14 protein-coding genes and 2 riboswitches are annotated in these 16,803 nt (G+C 73.9%); of the genes, 10 read left to right on the plus strand and 4 right to left on the minus strand.

Annotated features, from left to right (window positions below):
* Positions 1 to 140: 140 nt before the first annotated feature.
* Positions 141 to 258, plus strand: a riboswitch (SAM riboswitch).
* A gap of 52 nt (positions 259 to 310) precedes the next feature.
* A complete protein-coding gene (locus ACZ47G_RS28355; RefSeq protein WP_465747370.1) occupies positions 311 to 1,675 on the plus strand; it encodes an aminotransferase class V-fold PLP-dependent enzyme in 1,365 nt (454 codons plus the stop codon).
* Between the two features lie 17 nt (positions 1,676 to 1,692).
* Here the strand turns inward: ACZ47G_RS28355 and ACZ47G_RS28360 are convergent, their stop codons facing one another.
* Together ACZ47G_RS28360 and ACZ47G_RS28365 are read right to left on the minus strand one after the other, a co-directional pair.
* The gene (locus tag ACZ47G_RS28360) at positions 1,693 to 1,974 is read right to left on the minus strand and encodes an Lrp/AsnC ligand binding domain-containing protein (protein ID WP_030240061.1); all 282 of its coding nucleotides are present in this window, start codon (positions 1,972 to 1,974) and stop codon (positions 1,693 to 1,695) included.
* 41 nt (positions 1,975 to 2,015) lie between these two features.
* A complete protein-coding gene (locus tag ACZ47G_RS28365; RefSeq protein ID WP_465747372.1) occupies positions 2,016 to 2,798 on the minus strand; it encodes a rhomboid family intramembrane serine protease in 783 nt (260 codons plus the stop codon).
* Positions 2,799 to 3,028: 230 nt separating this feature from the next.
* On the opposite strand from ACZ47G_RS28365, the gene ACZ47G_RS28370 reads away from it, so the two are divergent.
* From ACZ47G_RS28370 to ACZ47G_RS28395, 6 genes are all read left to right on the plus strand, one after another.
* Positions 3,029 to 3,292 carry a hypothetical protein gene (locus ACZ47G_RS28370; protein WP_465747374.1) on the plus strand — a complete coding sequence of 88 codons (264 nt, stop codon included), beginning with the start codon at positions 3,029 to 3,031 and terminating at the stop codon, positions 3,290 to 3,292.
* A gap of 265 nt (positions 3,293 to 3,557) precedes the next feature.
* Positions 3,558 to 4,859, plus strand: a complete 1,302-nt coding sequence (locus ACZ47G_RS28375) for an NYN domain-containing protein (RefSeq protein WP_465747597.1) — start codon at positions 3,558 to 3,560, stop codon at positions 4,857 to 4,859.
* A gap of 201 nt (positions 4,860 to 5,060) precedes the next feature.
* Positions 5,061 to 6,095 carry a C40 family peptidase gene (locus ACZ47G_RS28380; protein WP_465747376.1) on the plus strand — a complete coding sequence of 345 codons (1,035 nt, stop codon included), beginning with the start codon at positions 5,061 to 5,063 and terminating at the stop codon, positions 6,093 to 6,095.
* A gap of 336 nt (positions 6,096 to 6,431) precedes the next feature.
* Positions 6,432 to 6,586, plus strand: a riboswitch (cyclic di-AMP (ydaO/yuaA leader).
* A gap of 10 nt (positions 6,587 to 6,596) precedes the next feature.
* A complete protein-coding gene (locus ACZ47G_RS28385; RefSeq protein ID WP_465747378.1) occupies positions 6,597 to 7,715 on the plus strand; it encodes an NlpC/P60 family protein in 1,119 nt (372 codons plus the stop codon).
* A gap of 227 nt (positions 7,716 to 7,942) precedes the next feature.
* A complete protein-coding gene (locus ACZ47G_RS28390) occupies positions 7,943 to 8,989 on the plus strand; it encodes a C40 family peptidase (protein WP_465747380.1) in 1,047 nt (348 codons plus the stop codon).
* Positions 8,990 to 9,042: 53 nt separating this feature from the next.
* Complete coding sequence (locus tag ACZ47G_RS28395) at positions 9,043 to 10,191, plus strand: hypothetical protein (RefSeq protein ID WP_465747382.1); 1,149 nt, start codon at positions 9,043 to 9,045, stop codon at positions 10,189 to 10,191.
* Here ACZ47G_RS28395 and ACZ47G_RS28400 read toward each other — a convergent pair.
* Entirely contained in the window at positions 10,188 to 11,561 is a 1,374-nt protein-coding gene (locus ACZ47G_RS28400; RefSeq protein ID WP_465747384.1) for a glycosyltransferase 87 family protein, read from the minus strand. The genes ACZ47G_RS28395 and ACZ47G_RS28400 overlap by 4 nt on opposite strands.
* A gap of 212 nt (positions 11,562 to 11,773) precedes the next feature.
* Between ACZ47G_RS28400 and ACZ47G_RS28405 the strand changes: the two genes are divergently transcribed.
* The gene (locus tag ACZ47G_RS28405; protein WP_465747386.1) at positions 11,774 to 12,910 is read left to right on the plus strand and encodes a glycosyltransferase family 4 protein; all 1,137 of its coding nucleotides are present in this window, start codon (positions 11,774 to 11,776) and stop codon (positions 12,908 to 12,910) included.
* Positions 12,911 to 12,966: 56 nt separating this feature from the next.
* On the opposite strand, the gene ACZ47G_RS28410 is transcribed toward ACZ47G_RS28405, so the two are convergent.
* Positions 12,967 to 14,760 (minus strand): AMP-dependent synthetase/ligase, encoded by a 1,794-nt coding sequence (locus ACZ47G_RS28410; RefSeq protein ID WP_465747388.1) that lies wholly within the window; start codon positions 14,758 to 14,760, stop codon positions 12,967 to 12,969.
* Between the two features lie 347 nt (positions 14,761 to 15,107).
* Between ACZ47G_RS28410 and ACZ47G_RS28415 the strand changes: the two genes are divergently transcribed.
* The gene (locus ACZ47G_RS28415; RefSeq protein ID WP_380458862.1) at positions 15,108 to 15,542 is read left to right on the plus strand and encodes an SRPBCC family protein; all 435 of its coding nucleotides are present in this window, start codon (positions 15,108 to 15,110) and stop codon (positions 15,540 to 15,542) included.
* 33 nt (positions 15,543 to 15,575) lie between these two features.
* Entirely contained in the window at positions 15,576 to 16,748 is a 1,173-nt protein-coding gene (locus ACZ47G_RS28420; RefSeq protein WP_465747391.1) for an ArsA family ATPase, read from the plus strand.
* Positions 16,749 to 16,803: the final 55 nt, after the last annotated feature.

A 16,803-nucleotide genomic window follows, 5' to 3' on the forward strand; every position in this document is an offset into this window, starting at 1 on the left:
GCGACAAGCGAGGTACGAGCGCCGGAGCGACGAGCGTCGGCGCCGGGTCGGAGCGCCCCGGAGGCGAGCGGGCGAGAGCACTGTCCGGATGGTGGATGGCCGTTTGACCGTCCGACGTACCCGACCTAGAGTCTTCGCCAGGTCATGAGTGACAGCGTCAAGCCCCAGCTTGCTGTCCGGCAACCCTCCGTCCGTGGCGGGGTGCCCTGGGTGAGGACCGGGTCGCCGGGCACGCCGTCCGCGCGACAAGCGCGGACACCGGACGACGAGTACTCCCGGGGTCCCTTACCCCGTGAAGGAGTGCATCCTCATGTCCCTCGCTCTCGAAACCGCCGCCCCGCTCGCCGTCCTCGGCCACGACGTCCAGGTGCCGCTGGCCAGCGGTGCGAAGGTCGGCTACGCGGCGCTCGACTACGCGGCCAGCGCGCCGGCGCTCCAGCGGGTGTGGGACGACGTCGCCGCCTACGCGCCGTACTACGGCAGCGTGCACCGCGGGGCCGGGTACCTCTCGCAGCTGTCCACCGACCTGTTCGAGCAGAGCCGACGGACCGTCGCCGAGTTCCTCGACCTGCGCGAGGGCGACCAGGTGGTCTTCACCCGCGCCACCACCGACTCGCTCAACCTGCTGGCCGCCGCCGTGCCGGCCGGCACCCGGGTGTTCGCCTTCGAGACCGAGCACCACGCCTCGCTGCTGCCCTGGGCGCACGCCGGGCTGGAGGTCGGTTACCTGCGGGCGCCGCGCTCGCGGGCCGAGGCGGTGGAGGCGCTGGAGGCCGCGCTGGCCGCCGCGCCCGAGGGCCCCAAGCTGCTGTGCGTCACCGGCGCCTCCAATGTGACCGGCGAGCTGTGGCCGGTCGCCGAGCTGACCGCGACCGCGCACCGGTACGGCGCCCGGGTGGTGCTGGACGCCGCCCAACTGGCCCCGCACCACCGGGTCTCGGTGCGCGAGCTGGGCGTCGACTGGATCGCCTTCTCCGGCCACAAGCTGTACGCGCCGTTCGGCGCCGGGGTGCTGGCCGGGCGGGCCGACTGGCTGGACGCGGCCGAGCCGTACCTGGCCGGCGGCGGGGCGACCCGGACGGTGGCCCGGGAGCTGGACGGCTCGGTGGCGGTCCAGTGGCACACCGGCCCGGCCCGGCACGAGGCCGGCTCGCCCAACGTGATCGGTGCCTACGCGATCGCCTCGGCCTGTCGGGCGCTCACCGAGGCCGGCTTCGACGCGTTGGAGGCCCGGGAGCGGCAGCTGGTCGACCGGCTGACGGCCGGGCTGGCGGAGATCCCGGAGGTCCGGGTGCTGAACCTGTTCGGCGTCGGCTCGGCCCGGGTGGGCGTGCTGTCCTTCGTCGTCCGGGGCTGGAACAGCTCGCACTTCTCGGCCGCGCTGTCCGCCGAGTACGGCATCGGGGTGCGCGACGGGCTGTTCTGCGCCCACCCGCTGGTGCGGACCCTCCTCGGGGACGAGGACGTCGCTCCGTCCGAGTGCGGGGCGCCCGAGCCCTCGCTGCCGGGCGAGCGCAGCCTGAACGCGATCCGGGTGAGCTTCGGGGCGGGCACGCCGGACGAGCACGTGGAGCGCTTCCTGACCGCCGTCCGCGAGCTGGTCACCGACGGCGCGGCGTGGAACTACCGCAACGAGGGCGGCCGTTGCGTCGCCGACAGCCGACGCGAGGGCTGAGGGGTACGGGCGGACCGCTACTCGTCCAGGCCGAGGGCGAAGGCCGCTTCCAGGTCGTGCTGGGAGTAGGTGCGGAAGGCGATCTGGGTCTCGGTGTGGGCCACACCCGGGACCTTGTTGAGCCGGCCCGGGATGACCTCGGCCAGGTCGTCGTGACGGCGCACCCGGACCATCGCCACCAGGTCGTAGCCACCGGTCACCGAGTACACCTCGCTGACCCCCTCGATCGCGGCGATGGCCTCGGCGATCTCCGGGATGCGGTCGACACTGGTCTTGATCAGGACGATGGCAGTGATCACTGTGCGGGCTCCTTCATGGGGTGCGGCCAGCGTATCGGGCCTCAGCCGGGCCGTCTCGGGGGGTGTCCGACCACGGTGCAGGCGTACAGGAAGCCGGCCGAGAAGCCGATCACGTGCACCAGGTAGGCCACCCCGGGCCCGGCCGAGTGCACCGACCACCACTGCAGGGCGAACCACAGGCCGAGCACCAGCCAGGCCGGGAAGCGCAGCGGGAGGAAGAGGAGCAGCGGGACCAGGGTGGTCACCCGGGCCCGCGGGTGGAAGCGCAGGTAGGCGCCGAGGACGGCGGAGATCGCGCCCGAGGCGCCGATCAGGACCCGGGTGGAGTCCGGCGAGTGGGCCTCGGCGAGCGCGAAGCCGTACGCGGCCAGGCTGCCGGCGGCCAGGTAGAAGAGGAGGTACCTGGCCCGTCCGACCCGGCGTTCGACGGTGGGGCCGAAGACGTGGAGGAAGAGCAGGTTGCCCAGCAGGTGCAGCCAGCCGGCGTGCAGGAAGAGGCCGGTGAGGGCGGACACGGCGGGGTGCTTGCCCGGGGTGGGGGCGGCGGGGCAGCCGGGGACCGGGTCGGGGGCCTCGGCCAGCTGCTCGGCGGTGAGCGGGTGACCGGTCAGCAGTTCGGCGGGGACGGCTCCCCAGCGCTGCTCGTAGCGCTGCTCGGCGCAGATCCGGGCCTGGCTGGTGCCGTACAGCGGGTTGACGCCGGCCGCCGGGCCGAGCAGGAAGACCAGGGTGTTGACCGCGATCAGGGCGTAGGTGACCGCCGGGGCGGCCACCGCCGGGCGGCCGTCCCGGGCGTCGGTGTGGCCGGGGGTCGCGAGCGCCATGCGGCCAAGCATCCCTCCGGGCGCGGCAGGTGACACGGCGGTTTACGGCAGGTGGACTACCGGTCCGTCCGGTGGGCCGGAACGGGCTCCGGTCGTCTCGGCTGACCGGTGGTCCTGATGGTTGCCCCAGGCAATAGGCTTGGGCCGGGCAATCCCGCCTCCCGCCGCCGACGCCGGGGCTCCGGGGGGAGCGCCTAGCCCACCCAGGGAACCAGCCGAGAGGATCCCCGATGACCGTCCCCGCCCTGACCGCCGAGACGCGCTGGCGCTGCACGCTGTGCGGCAACCTCACCCGCTTCGACGTGACCCGCACCGCGCGGGTGACCGAGTTCCTGCACTTCGACCTGGCCGGCGAGTCCAAGGTCGAGGAGACCGAGGTGCACAGCGAGGCGATCGAGTCGGTGCGCTGCCGCTGGTGCAACGCGGTGGACCAGGTCGAGCTGGTGGCCCGCCCGGGCGCCGAGGGTGCGGAGGCCCCCGCCGCGCAGGGCTGACCCCTCCGGTGCGGCGGGCGGTGCGCGACGCGGCCGTCCACCGCACGGGACAATACAGACAAGACGCACGGAGCGTGACGACAGGGGCGGCCGCGGCCGCACCCGCTGGACCAGGATCGGAGCCGAGGACGTGGTGGACGCAGCGAGGGAGCCCGGCGAACCGCAGGGGCTTCAGCCCGCTGCGCAGGCACCGCAGCCGGCCGCCGGGACGGTCCCGTCCGAGACCCCCGCCCCGGGTGCCGCGGCGGAGCGTACGGCTGAGAAGCTGGACCGGCCGCTGCCCGAGGGCGTGCGCCGGCGGGTGGTCGGGCTGGCCTCGGACGCGCTGGGCGGGCTGCCGCCCGGGGAACTGCCGCAGAGCCTGCGTCAGTACGCCAAGTTCACCCCCGCGCGGCGGGCCAAGTACGCGGCCACCGCGCTGGCGGCGGCGCTGGAGTCCGAGCCGGCCTTCCGGGTGCGGATAGCGGAGCGGCTGCGGCTGGGCCAGCCGGACCTGGTGAAGGCGCTGGAGTCGGGCACCGTCCCCGGCGCCGCCGATCCGATGGACGTCGCGGCCGCCGCCTACCTGGTGCGGTCGGCGGGCTGGAGCCGGCTGGTCGCCGAGGCCGGCGAGGAGGCCGAGCGGGCCGGCGCCGAGGACGCGGTGGCGGAGGCCTCCCGGCTGGTGGAGAAGCTGCAGGCCGAGCTGGCCGAGGTGCGGGCCGCCGCCCGGGCGGACCTGGACCGCCAGCGCGCGGAGTTCGAGGGCGTCCGGCGGGAGGCCGAGTCGCTGCGCAAGAAGGTGCGGTCGCTGGAGAGCGACACCCGCCGGGCGCAGGCCGAGACCCGGCGGGTGGCCGGCGAGCTGGAGGCCGCCAGGGCGCAGGCCGCGGGCGAGCGCAGTGCGGCCGAGAGCGAGGCGCGGCGGCTGCGGCACCGGGTGTCCGAGCTGGAGAACGCGGCCGAGCAGGGCCGCCGCTCGGCCCGGGAGGGGCGCAGCGTCGAGGACATGCGGCTGCGGCTGCTGCTGGACACCGTGCTGCAGTCGGCTCAGGGGCTGCAGCGCGAGCTGGCGCTGCCGGTCTCCCAGATCCGCCCGGCGGACCTGGTGGAGGCGGTGGTGCCGGGGGCGGCCTCGCCGCACGACGTGGCCCGGCGCGGCCTGGCCGACGACGACCCGGCGCTGCTGGACCAGCTGCTGGCGATCCCCCAGGTGCACCTGGTGGTGGACGGCTACAACGTGACCAAGACCGGGTACCCGACGTTGCCGCTGGAGCAGCAGCGGATCCGGCTGCTGGGCGGGCTGGCGATGCTGGCCCAGCGCACCCAGGCGGAGGTCACCTGTGTGTTCGACGGGCAGGACCTGGACGTCCCGGTCATCATGGCGCCACCGCGCGGGGTGCGGGTACGGTTCAGTCGGACCGGCGAGACCGCGGACGAGTTGATCCGCCGTCTGGTCCGGGCCGAGCCGCAGGGCCGTCCGGTGGTGGTGGTCTCCACCGACCGGGAGGTCGCGGACGGCGTGCGGAAGGCGGGCGCGCGCCCGGTGGCCTCGGTGCTGCTGCTGAACCGGCTGGCCCGGCCCTGACCAGCGGCCCGGGCGGCGTGACAGCAGGTCAGTGCCGTCGTCGGGCAGGTGTGCGGATCCGGTGAAGTCAGTGCGAGAACCGGAGTTCACGCCTTCGGGGGAGTGGCAAAACGGGTAGATCTTCACTAGGGTCTGGCGTCAAACCTATTTTCCGGTATCTCACCCGAACAGGTGAGTCCGTTGGAAGAAGGAGCGGGTCCCTTGGCCTCCCACCGCCGTCCCAAGCAGCCGAGCCGCGCGCGGGTCTCCGTGCTCACCGCGGCCGCTGCGACCGCGGTCGCCCTCTCCGCCCAGGTGGCCGCGCACGCCGCGCCGCAGCCGAACACCAGCGACGTCAAGGCGCAGATCGACCAGCTCCAGCAGGAGCAGGAGCAGGCGGCGGAGAAGTACAACGGCGCCAAGGAGCGCGCGGACCAGCTCCGCAAGCAGGCCGACCAGCTGCAGGACCAGGTGGCCCGCAGCCAGGACCAGATGAGCCAGCTGCAGACCGGCCTGGCCCAGGTCGCCGGCGAGCAGTACCGCACCGGCGGGATCGACCCGTCCGTCCAGCTGATGCTCTCCTCGGACCCGTCGGGCTACCTGGAGAAGGCGTCGAGCGTCCAGCAGGCCAGCACCACCCAGACCGAGGCGCTCAAGGGCCTGCTTGACCAGCAGCGCCGGCTGGACCAGGAGAAGAGCGAGGCGGCCGCCGTGCTGGCCTCGCTGGACTCCACCACCAAGGACCTGAACCAGGCCAAGACGGACGTCAACACCAAGCTGAAGACCGCCCAGGACCTGCTGAACTCGCTCAGCGCCGCCGACCGTGCCGCGCTGAAGGCCCAGCAGCAGCAGGACGACCGCGCCTCGCGCGGCGCCGACCGGGTCGACCTCAGCAGTCTTCCGCCGGCCAGCGGCTACGCGGCCGTGGCCGTCGCCAAGGCGATGAGCAAGCAGGGTTCGCCGTACGTGTGGGGCGCCACCGGGCCGAGCACCTTCGACTGCTCGGGTCTGATGGTCTGGGCGTACGGCCAGGCCGGCGTCTCGCTGCCGCGCACCTCGCAGGAGCAGGGCCACATCGGGACCGCCGTGACGCTGTCCACCGCCCAGCCCGGGGACCTGGTGATCTACGGCGGCGACATGCACCACGTCGCGATGTACATCGGCAACGGCATGGTGGTCCACGCGCCGCACACCGGTGACGTGGTGAAGGTGATGAAGGCCGACGCGATGCCGATCAACACGATCCGCCGGATCTGACGAGCCGACACGCCCGAAGGGCCGGCTCCGGCCCTGTGATCCGCGCCACCTCCCGAGGGGGGTGGCGCTTCGGGTTCGCCCGCCTCAGTGCCGATCGGTGAGAGTCGATCAGCTTTGCGTGCGGCGGCGATCACCATCAGTCATTTTCACAAAAGAACATGGGTGATCTTCCGTCTTTTTTCTGACAAGGATTTGAACGGATCACGGTTCAGTTACTAGGGTCGTGCCTCGAACCACCGCACTGTCGATCACCCAGCCTGGGTGGCGGCGGTGGTTACCGTCGAGTTCGCGAAACAGCGGGGCAGGTCGAAGCGACTGCCCGACAGGGGAGCCCAGTAGTCGGGGGCGCTGCGGAGCGGAGCCGGGGAACCACGTTCCTCCGGGGTGAATCGGCGCCAGGTCGGCCGCAGGTGAGGCCGGTGAGGCGCCGTAGGGCATGCTTCCGGCCCGAACCCGTCAGCTCACCCGGTAGGCGGATGTAGGAAGAAGGAGTCCGCCTTCGTGGCGTCCCATCGTCGTCCCAAGCCCGCCAGTCGCGCCCGTGTCTCGATCCTGACCGGTTTCGCCGCCGCCGCCGTCGCGCTCTCCGCGCAGACCGGCGCGCACGCCGACCCGCAGCCGACCAAGGACCAGGTCAAGGAGCAGGTCGACCAGCTCAACGAGCAGGCCGAGCAGGCGACCGAGAAGTACAACGCCGCCCAGGAGAAGCAGCAGGAGCTGGAGAAGCAGGTCTCCGGCATGCAGGACCAGGTGGCCCGGCAGCAGGCTCAGGTGACCGACCTGCAGGGCGGCCTCGCCGAGATCGCGGGCGAGCAGTACCGCAACGGTGGGATATCCCCGACCGTCCAGCTGATGCTCTCCTCCAGCCCGGACAACTTCCTGAACCAGGCCGGTGCGCTCAACCAGGCCGGCAGCACCCAGAAGAACCAGCTGAAGCAGCTCCAGGACCAGCAGCGCAAGCTGGACCAGGACCGCACCGAGGCCCAGAGCAAGCTCGGCGAGCTGGAAGCCACCACCACGCAGCTGAAGGCCTCCAAGGACGAGGTCCAGAACAAGCTGAAGGCCGCCCAGGACCTGCTCAACACGCTGACCGAGCAGGAGCGCCAGGCGCTCAAGGCGGCCGAGGACAAGGCCGCCGCCGACGCCAAGGCCAAGGCGGACGCCGCCGCGAAGGCCAGCCAGCCGGCCGATCGCGCCTCGCGCGACAGCAGCCGCAGCGACCTCGGCTCGGGCGCCGCGGCCGCGCCGGTCAAGGTCGCCCCGGGCAGCTCGCACGGCGCGGCCGCGCTGGCCGCCGCCGCCACCAAGGTCGGCAGCCCGTACGTCTGGGGCGCCACCGGCCCCGGCTCCTTCGACTGCTCCGGCCTGATGGTCTGGGCGTTCAACCAGGCCGGTGTGTCGCTGCCGCGCACCTCCCAGGAGCAGGCCGGCGCCGGCACCCGGATCGGCTCGGACATCTCCCAGGCCCAGCCCGGCGACATGCTGATCTTCTACGGCGACGCCCACCACGTCGGCATCTACGCGGGCAACGGCCAGGTGCTGCACGCGCCCAAGCCGGGTGCGTCGGTCCGCTACGAGGCCGTCTCCAACATGCCGCTGGCCTCCATCGTCCGGGTCTGATCCCCGCTCGAAGGTTCACGGGCCCGGTCCTCCGTCACGGAGGGCCGGGCCTGCGGCTTTTCCGGCTGCTCGGCCTGGTGTCCGAATAGGGGTCAAATATTCGGGTCGGTAGGGGTTTGGACTCACTTGCCCGGACTCGCTAACGTCTGCCACCGGACTCCCGCTCGACGGCCGCCCAGCAGGGCGCGGCCGCGGGGCCGCGCCGCAGGAATGGAGCCGCTGCCGCCATGCCCGTGCACCGTCGTTCCCAACTGCTCGCCCGTGCGCTGGTACTGACCGCGGCCGCCACCACGGCCCTGGGCGTGGCGACCGCCGGCAGCGCCCAGGCCACCCCCGGCGCGCCGGACGCGCCCGACCGCAAGGACGTCAAGGCTCAGGTCGATCAGCTGTACGACGAGGCCGAGCAGGCGTCGGAGAAGTACAACGCCGCCCAGGAGGCGCAGAAGCGGCTGCTCGGCGAGACCACGATCCTCCAGGGCGAGGTCGCCGCCGCCCAGGACCAGCTCAACCAGCTGCGCGGGGACCTCGCCACCGTGGCCGGGGCCGAGTACCGCGGCGGAGGGATGGCCCAGACCGCCCAGCTGATGCTCTCCACCGACCCCGAGGGCTACCTGGCCCGCGCCCGGACCCTGGGCCAGGCCGCCGAACGGCAGCAGGAGACCCTGCACGAGCTGGTCACCCGTCAGCGCCGGCTCGACCAGCGCCGCACCGAGACCGCGGCCAAGCTCGCCGAGCTGGACCAGGCCCGCCGCTCGCTGGCCGAGAACAAGCAGCAGATCCAGCAGCGGCTGGCCAAGGCCCAGAAGCTGCTCAACAGCCTGGGCGCCGCCGAGCGGACCCGGATGATCGCCCAGGACGCCCGGGACGCCGAGTCGCGCGCCACCCGCGGCACCGACCGGCTGGACCTCGGCAGCGCCCCGGCCGCCTCAGAGCGCGGGGCCGCCGCGCTGGCCGCCGCGGTGCGGATGATCGGCTCGCCCTACGTCTACGGGTCCACCGGGCCCCGTGCCTTCGACTGCTCCGGTCTGATGTACTACAGCTGGCGGCAGGCCGGAGTGACCCTGCCGCGGACCTCGCAGGCCCAGGCGTACGCCGGGCAGCGGATCAGCCTCTCCGAAGCACGGCCGGGAGACCTGGTGATCTTCTACCGGGACATGCACCACGTCGGGATGTACGCCGGCGGCGGGGTGATGGTGCACGCGCCGTACCCGGGGGCCAAGGTCCGGTACGAGAGCGTCAACGCGATGCCGGTCTCGGGAGTGGTCCGGCTCTGAGCGCGACGCCCGGCGGGCCGGACGGCCCCCACCCGATAGACCCGGCCCGCTGCGTGGTGTCCCGGCGCGGTGCGCTGCTGCTGGCGGCCGGCGGGCTGGCCCAGCTGTCGCTGCCGCCGGCCGCCCCGGCGACGGTCCCCGACGGGCGGGACGCCGACCTGCGGGCCGAGGTCGCCGGGCTGCTGGCGGCGCGGGCGAGCTCGCTGCCCGTCTGGTCGGGGCTGACCGGGGCCGAGGCGGCGTACCGCGACCTGGTGCTGTCGCCGGCCGACGGGCCGGACCGGCTGACGGCCTCCGTCGAACTGGCCGTGCGGATCACCGGCTACGACGAGTACCCCGTGGTGTACCCGCGCCGGATCGAGCTGGTCCGGGACCGGGGCGGCCGGCGGGTCGAGCGGGAGGAGGGCACCGGCGGGCCCCCGGCGCTGTGGGACCTCGGCCCCGTCCGTACCGCCCCCGGCGCCCACTGCCTGGTGCTCGGCCTGGCCGGCGGGCCCGACCCGGCCGGTCTGGTCGCGGTGGGGGACACCGCGGTGCCCGCCGTCAGTGCGGTCTGGGGCAGTGCCTGGCCCGGTCGGCTGCTGCTCGAACTGCCCGCCACCGAGCCGCAGTTCGCCCGGCTGCTGGAGGCCGACCCGGCCGGCTGGACGGGCATGGCGGCGGTCACCGTGGCCGCCCCCGGCGCGCCCTGGCACACCCCGGCGGACCGGGTGGTGATCAACCCCGAGGCGTTCGGGCGGCTCAGCGACTTCGGCCGGCAGGTGGTGGTCACCCACGAGGCCACCCACGTCGCGACCCGGGCCGACACCCGGGCCTGGACCCCGCTGTGGCTCTCCGAGGGCGTCGCCGACTGGACCGCCTACCGGGAGTCCGGCCGCCGCCCGCAGCAGATCGCCCCCGAGCTGACCCGGGACGTCGCGGCCGGGAAGCTGCCCACCGCGCTGCCCGCCGACGGGGACTTCGCCGCGGGCGCCACCGGCATCGCCCAGGCCTACGAGCAGTCCTGGCTGGCCTGCGACCTGATCGCCCGCCGGTACGGCACCGGGCGGCTGGTCGCCTTCTACCGGGCGGTCGGCGCGGGCGACGGCCAGGGCGAGGACCGCGAGCACCGCACCGACCGGCTGCTGCGCAGCGAACTGGGTGTCGGGCTGGCCGAGTTCACCGGGCTCTGGCTGGCCGAGGTGGCGGCTCTGAAGGGCTAACGGCCGTTGGAGGGCCGCGCGCCCGCCGGCTGGTCGATGCCGTCCAGGAGGTCCTGCTCGTAGGCGATGCCCGGGCGCACCGGGTAGGCGGAGGCGGGCGGCAGGGCGGGGGGCTCGGCGAGCACCACGGTGGGCGGCAGCGGGGCGGGGGCGCGGGTGGAGCGCCAGAGCCGGACGCAGGCGAGCACGGTGGCGGTCAGCAGCAGCAGGTTGCGCAGGCCCAGTACGGTGACCGCGAGCGGCTCGCTGTTGAGGACCTGGGTGAACATCGTCGGGAACTCGAGCAGGGTGAGCGGGCAGGCCAGCAGGATCAGCAGGGCCACCGGCCGCTGGCTGGTGCCGCGCACGGTCAGGCAGACCGCGGCGACGCCGACCAGCCAGACCAGGTACTGCGGGCTGATCACCCGGCTGGTCACCACGAAGATCAGCAGCGCGCACAGCGCCGCGTCGTACATGGTGGCGGCGTTGCGGCGGCGGGCGGTGAAGCGCCACAGCAGCAGCCAGAGGAAGCCCAGCACGGTGCCGGCCATCATCACCTTGCTGATCACGCTGACCCACGGCCCGAGCATCTCGGGGGAGCCGTAGTTCATGGTGACCTTGCCGTCCCAGCCGCCGGCCAGCCGGGCCAGGTGCAGCGGCAGCGCGCCGACCGACTCGACCTCGATGCCGCGGGCCCCCTGGAAGGCCAGGAAGCCGAAGGCGCCGTTCATGCCGGCCGCGAGCAGGAAGCCCACCGAGACGGCGGTGGCGGCGGCCAGCGTCCAGGAGCGGCGGGTGCGGCGGCCGGACGGGGTGCCGATCAGGCCGAGCAGCGGCCAGACCTTGACGATGCCGCCCAGGCCCAGCAGCAGGCCGCCGATCGCCGGGCGGCGGATCATCGCGAGCAGGCCGGCCAGGGCGAGCGCGGTGACCAGGAGGTCGAAGCGGTTGTAGATCATCGGGCCGAGCAGCGGCACCGCGACGACCCACAGCCAGGCGCCGGTCAGCGTCCGGCCCTTGCGCAGCCCGGTGCGGACCAGCAGCGCGGCCGCGGCGGCGTCGGCGATCCCGCAGATCACCCAGAACGAGGTCAGGTACGACCAGGGCAGCAGGCCCGGCAGCAGGATCACCAGGGCGGCGCCCGGCGGGTACTGCCAGGTGACGTCGTCGAACGGGAAGGTGCCGGTCTGCAGCACGCCGTACCAGGCGTGGTAGATCATCCAGACGTCCGCGGTGACGTCGCCGCCGGGCGACTTCAGCACGCCGGTCACCAGCAGCACCAGCACGGTGCGGGTGGCCACCCAGGTCGCCCCGAGGGCGGCGAGCGCCCCGAGCGGGCGGCCGAGGCGGCCGCGTGAAGAACCGGACTCGGTGGCCGGGGCCAACTCCACTGCGCTCCCTCGTTCGTCTCGACGTCCTCACCGGAGGCGTCGTACTGACGGACGCCCGGGCCGCCGTGTCCGCGGCCTAGGTACTAGGACTGACCCGGTGGGCAAACGGTTGCCGTGGGCGGATCCGTTCCCGGCGGGTCATGGTGTTGACCTATCGTACGGATCACCCAGCGGTACACCGAGCACCCCCCGACCGAGCGAGCCGTGGCCTGATGCACAGAACCTTGATCGTCACCAATGACTTCCCGCCCCGTCCGGGGGGCATCCAGGCCTTCGTGCACAACATGGCCGTCCGTCAGCCCGCCGGGAGCGTCGTGGTGTACGCCTCGACCTGGCGGGACGGCGCCGAGGTGCGGGCCTTCGACGCCGAGCAGCCGTTCCCGGTGATCCGGGACCGCACGAAGGTGATGGTTCCCACACCCCGGGTCACCCGGCGGGCCGCCGAGATCCTGCGCGCGGAGAAGTGCGACTCGGTCTGGTTCGGCGCCGCCGCCCCGCTCGGCCTGATGGCGCCGACGCTGCGCCGGGCCGGGGCCGGGCGGCTGCTCGGCATGACCCACGGGCACGAGGCCGCCTGGGCCCAGCTGCCGGGCTCCCGGCAGCTGCTGCGGCGGATCGGCGCGGGCACCGACGTGCTGACCTACCTGGGCGAGTACACCCGCTCGCGGATCGCCGCCGCGGTCGGGCCGCAGGCCGCGGCCCGGATGGTGCAGCTGCCGCCGGGCGTGGACGAGACGACCTTCCACCCCGGTTCCGGCGGTGCCGAGGTGCGCCGGCGGCTGGGGCTGGCGGACCGGCCGGTGGTGGTCTGCGTCTCCCGACTGGTGCCGCGCAAGGGCCAGGACACCTTGATCGAGGCGATGCCGCAGATCCTGGCGGACGTGCCGGACGCGGTGCTGCTGATCGTCGGCGGCGGCCCGTACCGGGCGGACCTGGAGAAGCTCGCGGACGCCACGGGCGTCCGGGCCTCGGTCCGGTTCACCGGCTCGGTGCCCTGGGAGGAGCTGCCCGCCCACTACGGCGCCGGGGACGTCTTCGCGATGCCCTGCCGGACCAGGCGCGGCGGGCTGGACGTGGAGGGCCTGGGGATCGTCTACCTGGAGGCCTCGGCGACCGGCCTGCCGGTGGTCGCGGGGGACTCCGGCGGGGCGCCGGACGCGGTGCTGGAGGGCGAGACCGGGTACGTGGTGCCGGGCGGCTCGGCCTCGGCGGCGGCGGAGCGGATCGTCCGGCTGCTGCGGGACGAGGAGCTGCGCCGGCGGATGGGCGAGGCCGGGCGGCGCTGGGTGGAGCGCTCCTGGCGCTGGGACCTGCTGGCCGGGCGGCTGACCGCGCTGCTGGCGGGCTGACGCCGAGCAGGCCGAAGGGCCCCGGGGTACGCCCCGGGGCCCTTCGGCGTGCGGTCCTACTTCTGGTACAGGGCCTCGATCTCGGCCGCGTAGTCCTTGAGCACGACGTTGCGCTTGAGCTTGAGCGAGGGCGTCAGGTGGCCGCTCTCCTCGGAGAACTCGGTGTCCAGCAGGCGGAACTTCTTGACCGCCTCGGCGTGCGAGACCGCCGCGTTGCCGTCGTCCACCGCGGCCTGGAGGGCGGCCAGCAGGTCCGGGTCGGCGGCCAGCTCGGCGACGGTGGCGGTGGCGGGCTTGCCGTTGAGCTCCTTCCACTTCGGGAAGAAGTCCGGGTCGACGGTGATCAGGCAGGCGATGAAGGGCTTGCGGTCGCCGACCACCATGACCTCGCCGACCAGGGCGTGGGCCCGGATCCGGTCCTCGATCACGGCCGGGGCGACGTTCTTGCCGCCCGCGGTGACGATGATCTCCTTCTTGCGGCCGGTGATGGTCAGGTAGCCCTCGGAGTCCAGCGAGCCGAGGTCGCCGGTGGCGATCCAGCCGTCCTTGAGGGTGTCGGCGGTGGCCTGCGGGTTGTTCCAGTAGCCGGTGAAGACGTGCGGGCCCTTGAAGTAGACCTCGCCGTCCTCGGCGATCCGGACGGAGGCGCCGGGGACGGGCTGGCCGACCGTACCGATCTTCGGCTTGTCCCACGGGTTGAAGGCGGTGGCCGCACAGGTCTCCGTCAGGCCGTAGCCCTCCAGGACGGTGAAGCCGATGCCCCGGTAGAAGTGCCCGAGGCGCTCGCCGAGCGGGGCGCCGCCGGAGATCGCGTGGGTGGCCCGGCCGCCGAGGGCGGCGCGCAGCTTGCTGTAGACCAGCTTGTCGAAGACGGCGTGCTTGAGCCGCAGGACCAGGCCCGCGCCCCCGGCGTCCAGCGCCCGGCTGTAGGCGATCGCGGTGTCCGCGGCCTTGTCGAAGATCTTGCCCTTGCCGTCGGCCTGGGCCTTGGCGCGGGCGGTGTTGTAGACCTTCTCGAACACTCTGGGCACGCCCAGGATCAGGGTCGGCCTGAAGGAGGCCAGCTCGGCGGTGACGTCCCTGATGTCGGAGACGTGGCCGAGCTTGATCGGGGCCATCACCGGGGCGATCTCGGCGATCCGGGCGAGCACGTGGGCCAGCGGCAGGAAGAGCAGTACGGAGCTCTCGCCGGTGCGGAACAGCGGGGCCAGGCGCTCGACCACGTTGCCGCACTCGGCGAGGAAGTTGCCGTGGGTCAGCTGGCAGCCCTTGGGGCGGCCGGTGGTGCCCGAGGTGTAGACGATGGTGGCGATGTCGTCGGGGCCGGCGATCGAGCGGCGCTGCCGGACCGTCGCGTCCGGGACGTCCCGGCCGGCCTCGGCCAGTGCGGCGAGCGCGCCGCCGTCGATCTGCCAGGTGTGCTTCAGCTCCGGCAGCCGGTCACGGACGCCGGCGACCACCTTGACGTGCTGGTCGGTCTCGGTGAGGACGGCGACCGCGCCCGAGTCGCCGAGGATCCACTCGACCTGCTCGGCGGAGGAGGTCTCGTAGACCGGCACGGTGATCGCGCCGGCCGTCCAGATCGCGAAGTCCAGCAGCGTCCACTCGTACCGCGTGCGGGACATGACGCCCACCCGGTCGCCGGGCTCGATGCCCGCGGCGATCAGGCCCTTCGCGGCGGCGTGCACCTCGGCGAGGAACTGGACCGAGGTCAACTCCTGCCAGTGGCCGTCCACCTTCCGGCTGAGCACCGCGACGTCCGGGTGCTCCTCGGCGTTCCGGTGCACAGGGTCGGAGAGGTTACCGCCGCTCGGTACCTGATAGAGGGCCGGAAGGCTGAAGTCGAGCAAGACTGCTCCTCGTTCGCGACGCTGCGGGACGGCAGGACGTTACTGCCCGGTAGGCAGCTTCGACCAGGGGGGTCGGCCCCGGTGTTCGAAGTGTCACACCCGGCCGGATCCGACCAGGCCGTGACCGGGTCGTTCGACTGGCACCCTACGGCAGCCCGCTGGTACCGGCCGGTAGCATGCCCTGCCGGCCGCCCGCAGCGCCCACCGCCGCGGGCCCCGCCCGCCGACGCCGGTGCCCGCGCGGCCGAGTCGATCTCCGGTCGCGATAGCCTGCTCCGGGCGGATCGGGTCGAGCGCGCCTCGACCGGACCGGCCGGCGGCAGAGGGACGAGGCGGAGGGCCATTCCATGGCGGAGCACACCAGGTCGAGCATCACCATCGACGCGACCCCGGCCACGGTCATGGCCGTGATCGCCGACTTCGCCGCCTACCCGGCCTGGACCGGCGAGGTCAAGGAGATCGAGGTCCTGGAACCCGGCGAGGACGGCCGCGCCGCCCAGGTCCGGCTGCTGCTCGACGCCGGCGCCATCCGCGACGAGCACACCCTCGCCTACACCTGGGACGGCGACCGCGAGGTCAGCTGGACCCTCGTCCGCAGCCAGATGCTGCGCTCGCTGGACGGCTCCTACACCCTCGCCCCGCTGGCCGGCGGCCGTACCGAGGTCACCTACCAGCTCGCCGTGGACGTCAAGATCCCGATGCTCGGCATGATCAAGCGCAAGGCCGAGAAGGTCATCATCGACCGGGCGCTGGCCGGTCTGAAGAAGCGCGTCGAGGGCTGACGGGACCGGCACGGCGGAACGGGGGCTGACGGCATGACGGCGACGCGCACCATCCTGGTCAGCGGCGACGCGGGCGCGCCCGCCGTGGCCGCCGCCACCGCCCTGCACGCCGCCCGGCGCGGCCACCGCACCTGGCTGCTGGCCGCCGACGACCCCCACCGCACCCTGGACTCCGCGCTCGGCACCCGCCTGGAGCCGGTACCGCTCGGCTACGCGCCGGGCCTGACGGTCTCCCGGATCGACGAGCAGGCCGCCTTCCGCTACGCCGTCGGCGAGCTGACCGGCCGGCTCAAGCCCGCCCTCGACCTGCTCGGCGCCGAACAGCTCGACCCCGAGGAGCTGACCGCCCTCCCCGGCATCGCCCGGCTCGCCCTGCTGCGCGCCCTGCCCGCCGCCGACCAGGACGTCCTGGTGGTGCTCGCCCCGCCACCCGCCGAACTGATCTCCACCCTCGCCCTGCCCGAGCAGCTCGCCCGCTACCTGGAGCGGCTCGTCCCCGAGCAGCGGCAGGCCGCCCGGGCGCTGCGCCCGCTGCTGGCCGGGCTGGCCGGCGTCCCGATGCCCGCCGAGTGGCTGTACGAGGGGCGCACCAGGGCCGCCACCGTCCTGGCCGAGTCCCGCGCCGCGATCGGCGACCCGGGCACCAGCGTGCGCCTGGTCGTCCCGGCCGACGGCCACCCGTACGAGGAACTGCGCCGGATCCGGGCCGGGCTCGCGCTGTACGGGCACCGGCCGGACGCCGTCGTGGTGCACGGCGCGCTGCCGCCCGCCGCCCTCGCCTCGCCCGACCCCTGGCTGGCCGGGCTGGCCCGCCGCCGCCAGGAGGAACTGGACCGGCTCATCGCCGAAACCGACGCCCCGGTGCTGGTCACCGGCCTGGCCGAGGGCACCCTGGAGGCCGTCGCCGACCGGCTGTACGGGGACGGACCCGGCCCGGAGCGGCTCGAAGCGCAGCCCTGGACGGTCGAGGACCGGCTCGCCGAGGAGGGCCTGCTGGTCTGGCACCTCGACCTGCCCGGCGCCGACCGCGCCGGACTGGACCTGGTCCGCCGGGGCGACGACCTGGTGGTCGGCCTCGGCGCCCACCGCCGGGTGCTGCCGCTGCCGTCCGCGCTGCGCCGCTGCACGGTCGCCGGGGCGGGGCTGCACGAGGGCGTGCTCTCGGTGCGGTTCGCACCCGACCCTTCGCTCTGGCCGCAGGGCTGACGGCCTTTCCGGCCTTTCCGGGTGGTACGGCCGGTCGGGTAGCGTCGGGCCGAAG

It is taken from the genome of Kitasatospora sp. NPDC030952 (assembly GCF_055571335.1).

Bases quoted from the DNA above. Each gene is read 5' to 3' on its own strand.
- ACZ47G_RS28355 (WP_465747370.1), top strand. From the start codon at position 311: ATGTCCCTCGCTCTCGAAACCGCCGCCCCGCTCGCCGTCCTCGGCCAC.
- ACZ47G_RS28365 (WP_465747372.1), bottom strand. From the start codon at position 2,798: ATGGCGCTCGCGACCCCCGGCCACACCGACGCCCGGGACGGCCGCCCG.
- ACZ47G_RS28370 (WP_465747374.1), top strand. From the start codon at position 3,029: ATGACCGTCCCCGCCCTGACCGCCGAGACGCGCTGGCGCTGCACGCTG.
- ACZ47G_RS28390 (WP_465747380.1), top strand. From the start codon at position 7,943: ATGCCCGTGCACCGTCGTTCCCAACTGCTCGCCCGTGCGCTGGTACTG.
- ACZ47G_RS28405 (WP_465747386.1), top strand. From the start codon at position 11,774: ATGCACAGAACCTTGATCGTCACCAATGACTTCCCGCCCCGTCCGGGG.
- ACZ47G_RS28415 (WP_380458862.1), top strand. From the start codon at position 15,108: ATGGCGGAGCACACCAGGTCGAGCATCACCATCGACGCGACCCCGGCC.
- ACZ47G_RS28420 (WP_465747391.1), top strand. From the start codon at position 15,576: ATGACGGCGACGCGCACCATCCTGGTCAGCGGCGACGCGGGCGCGCCC.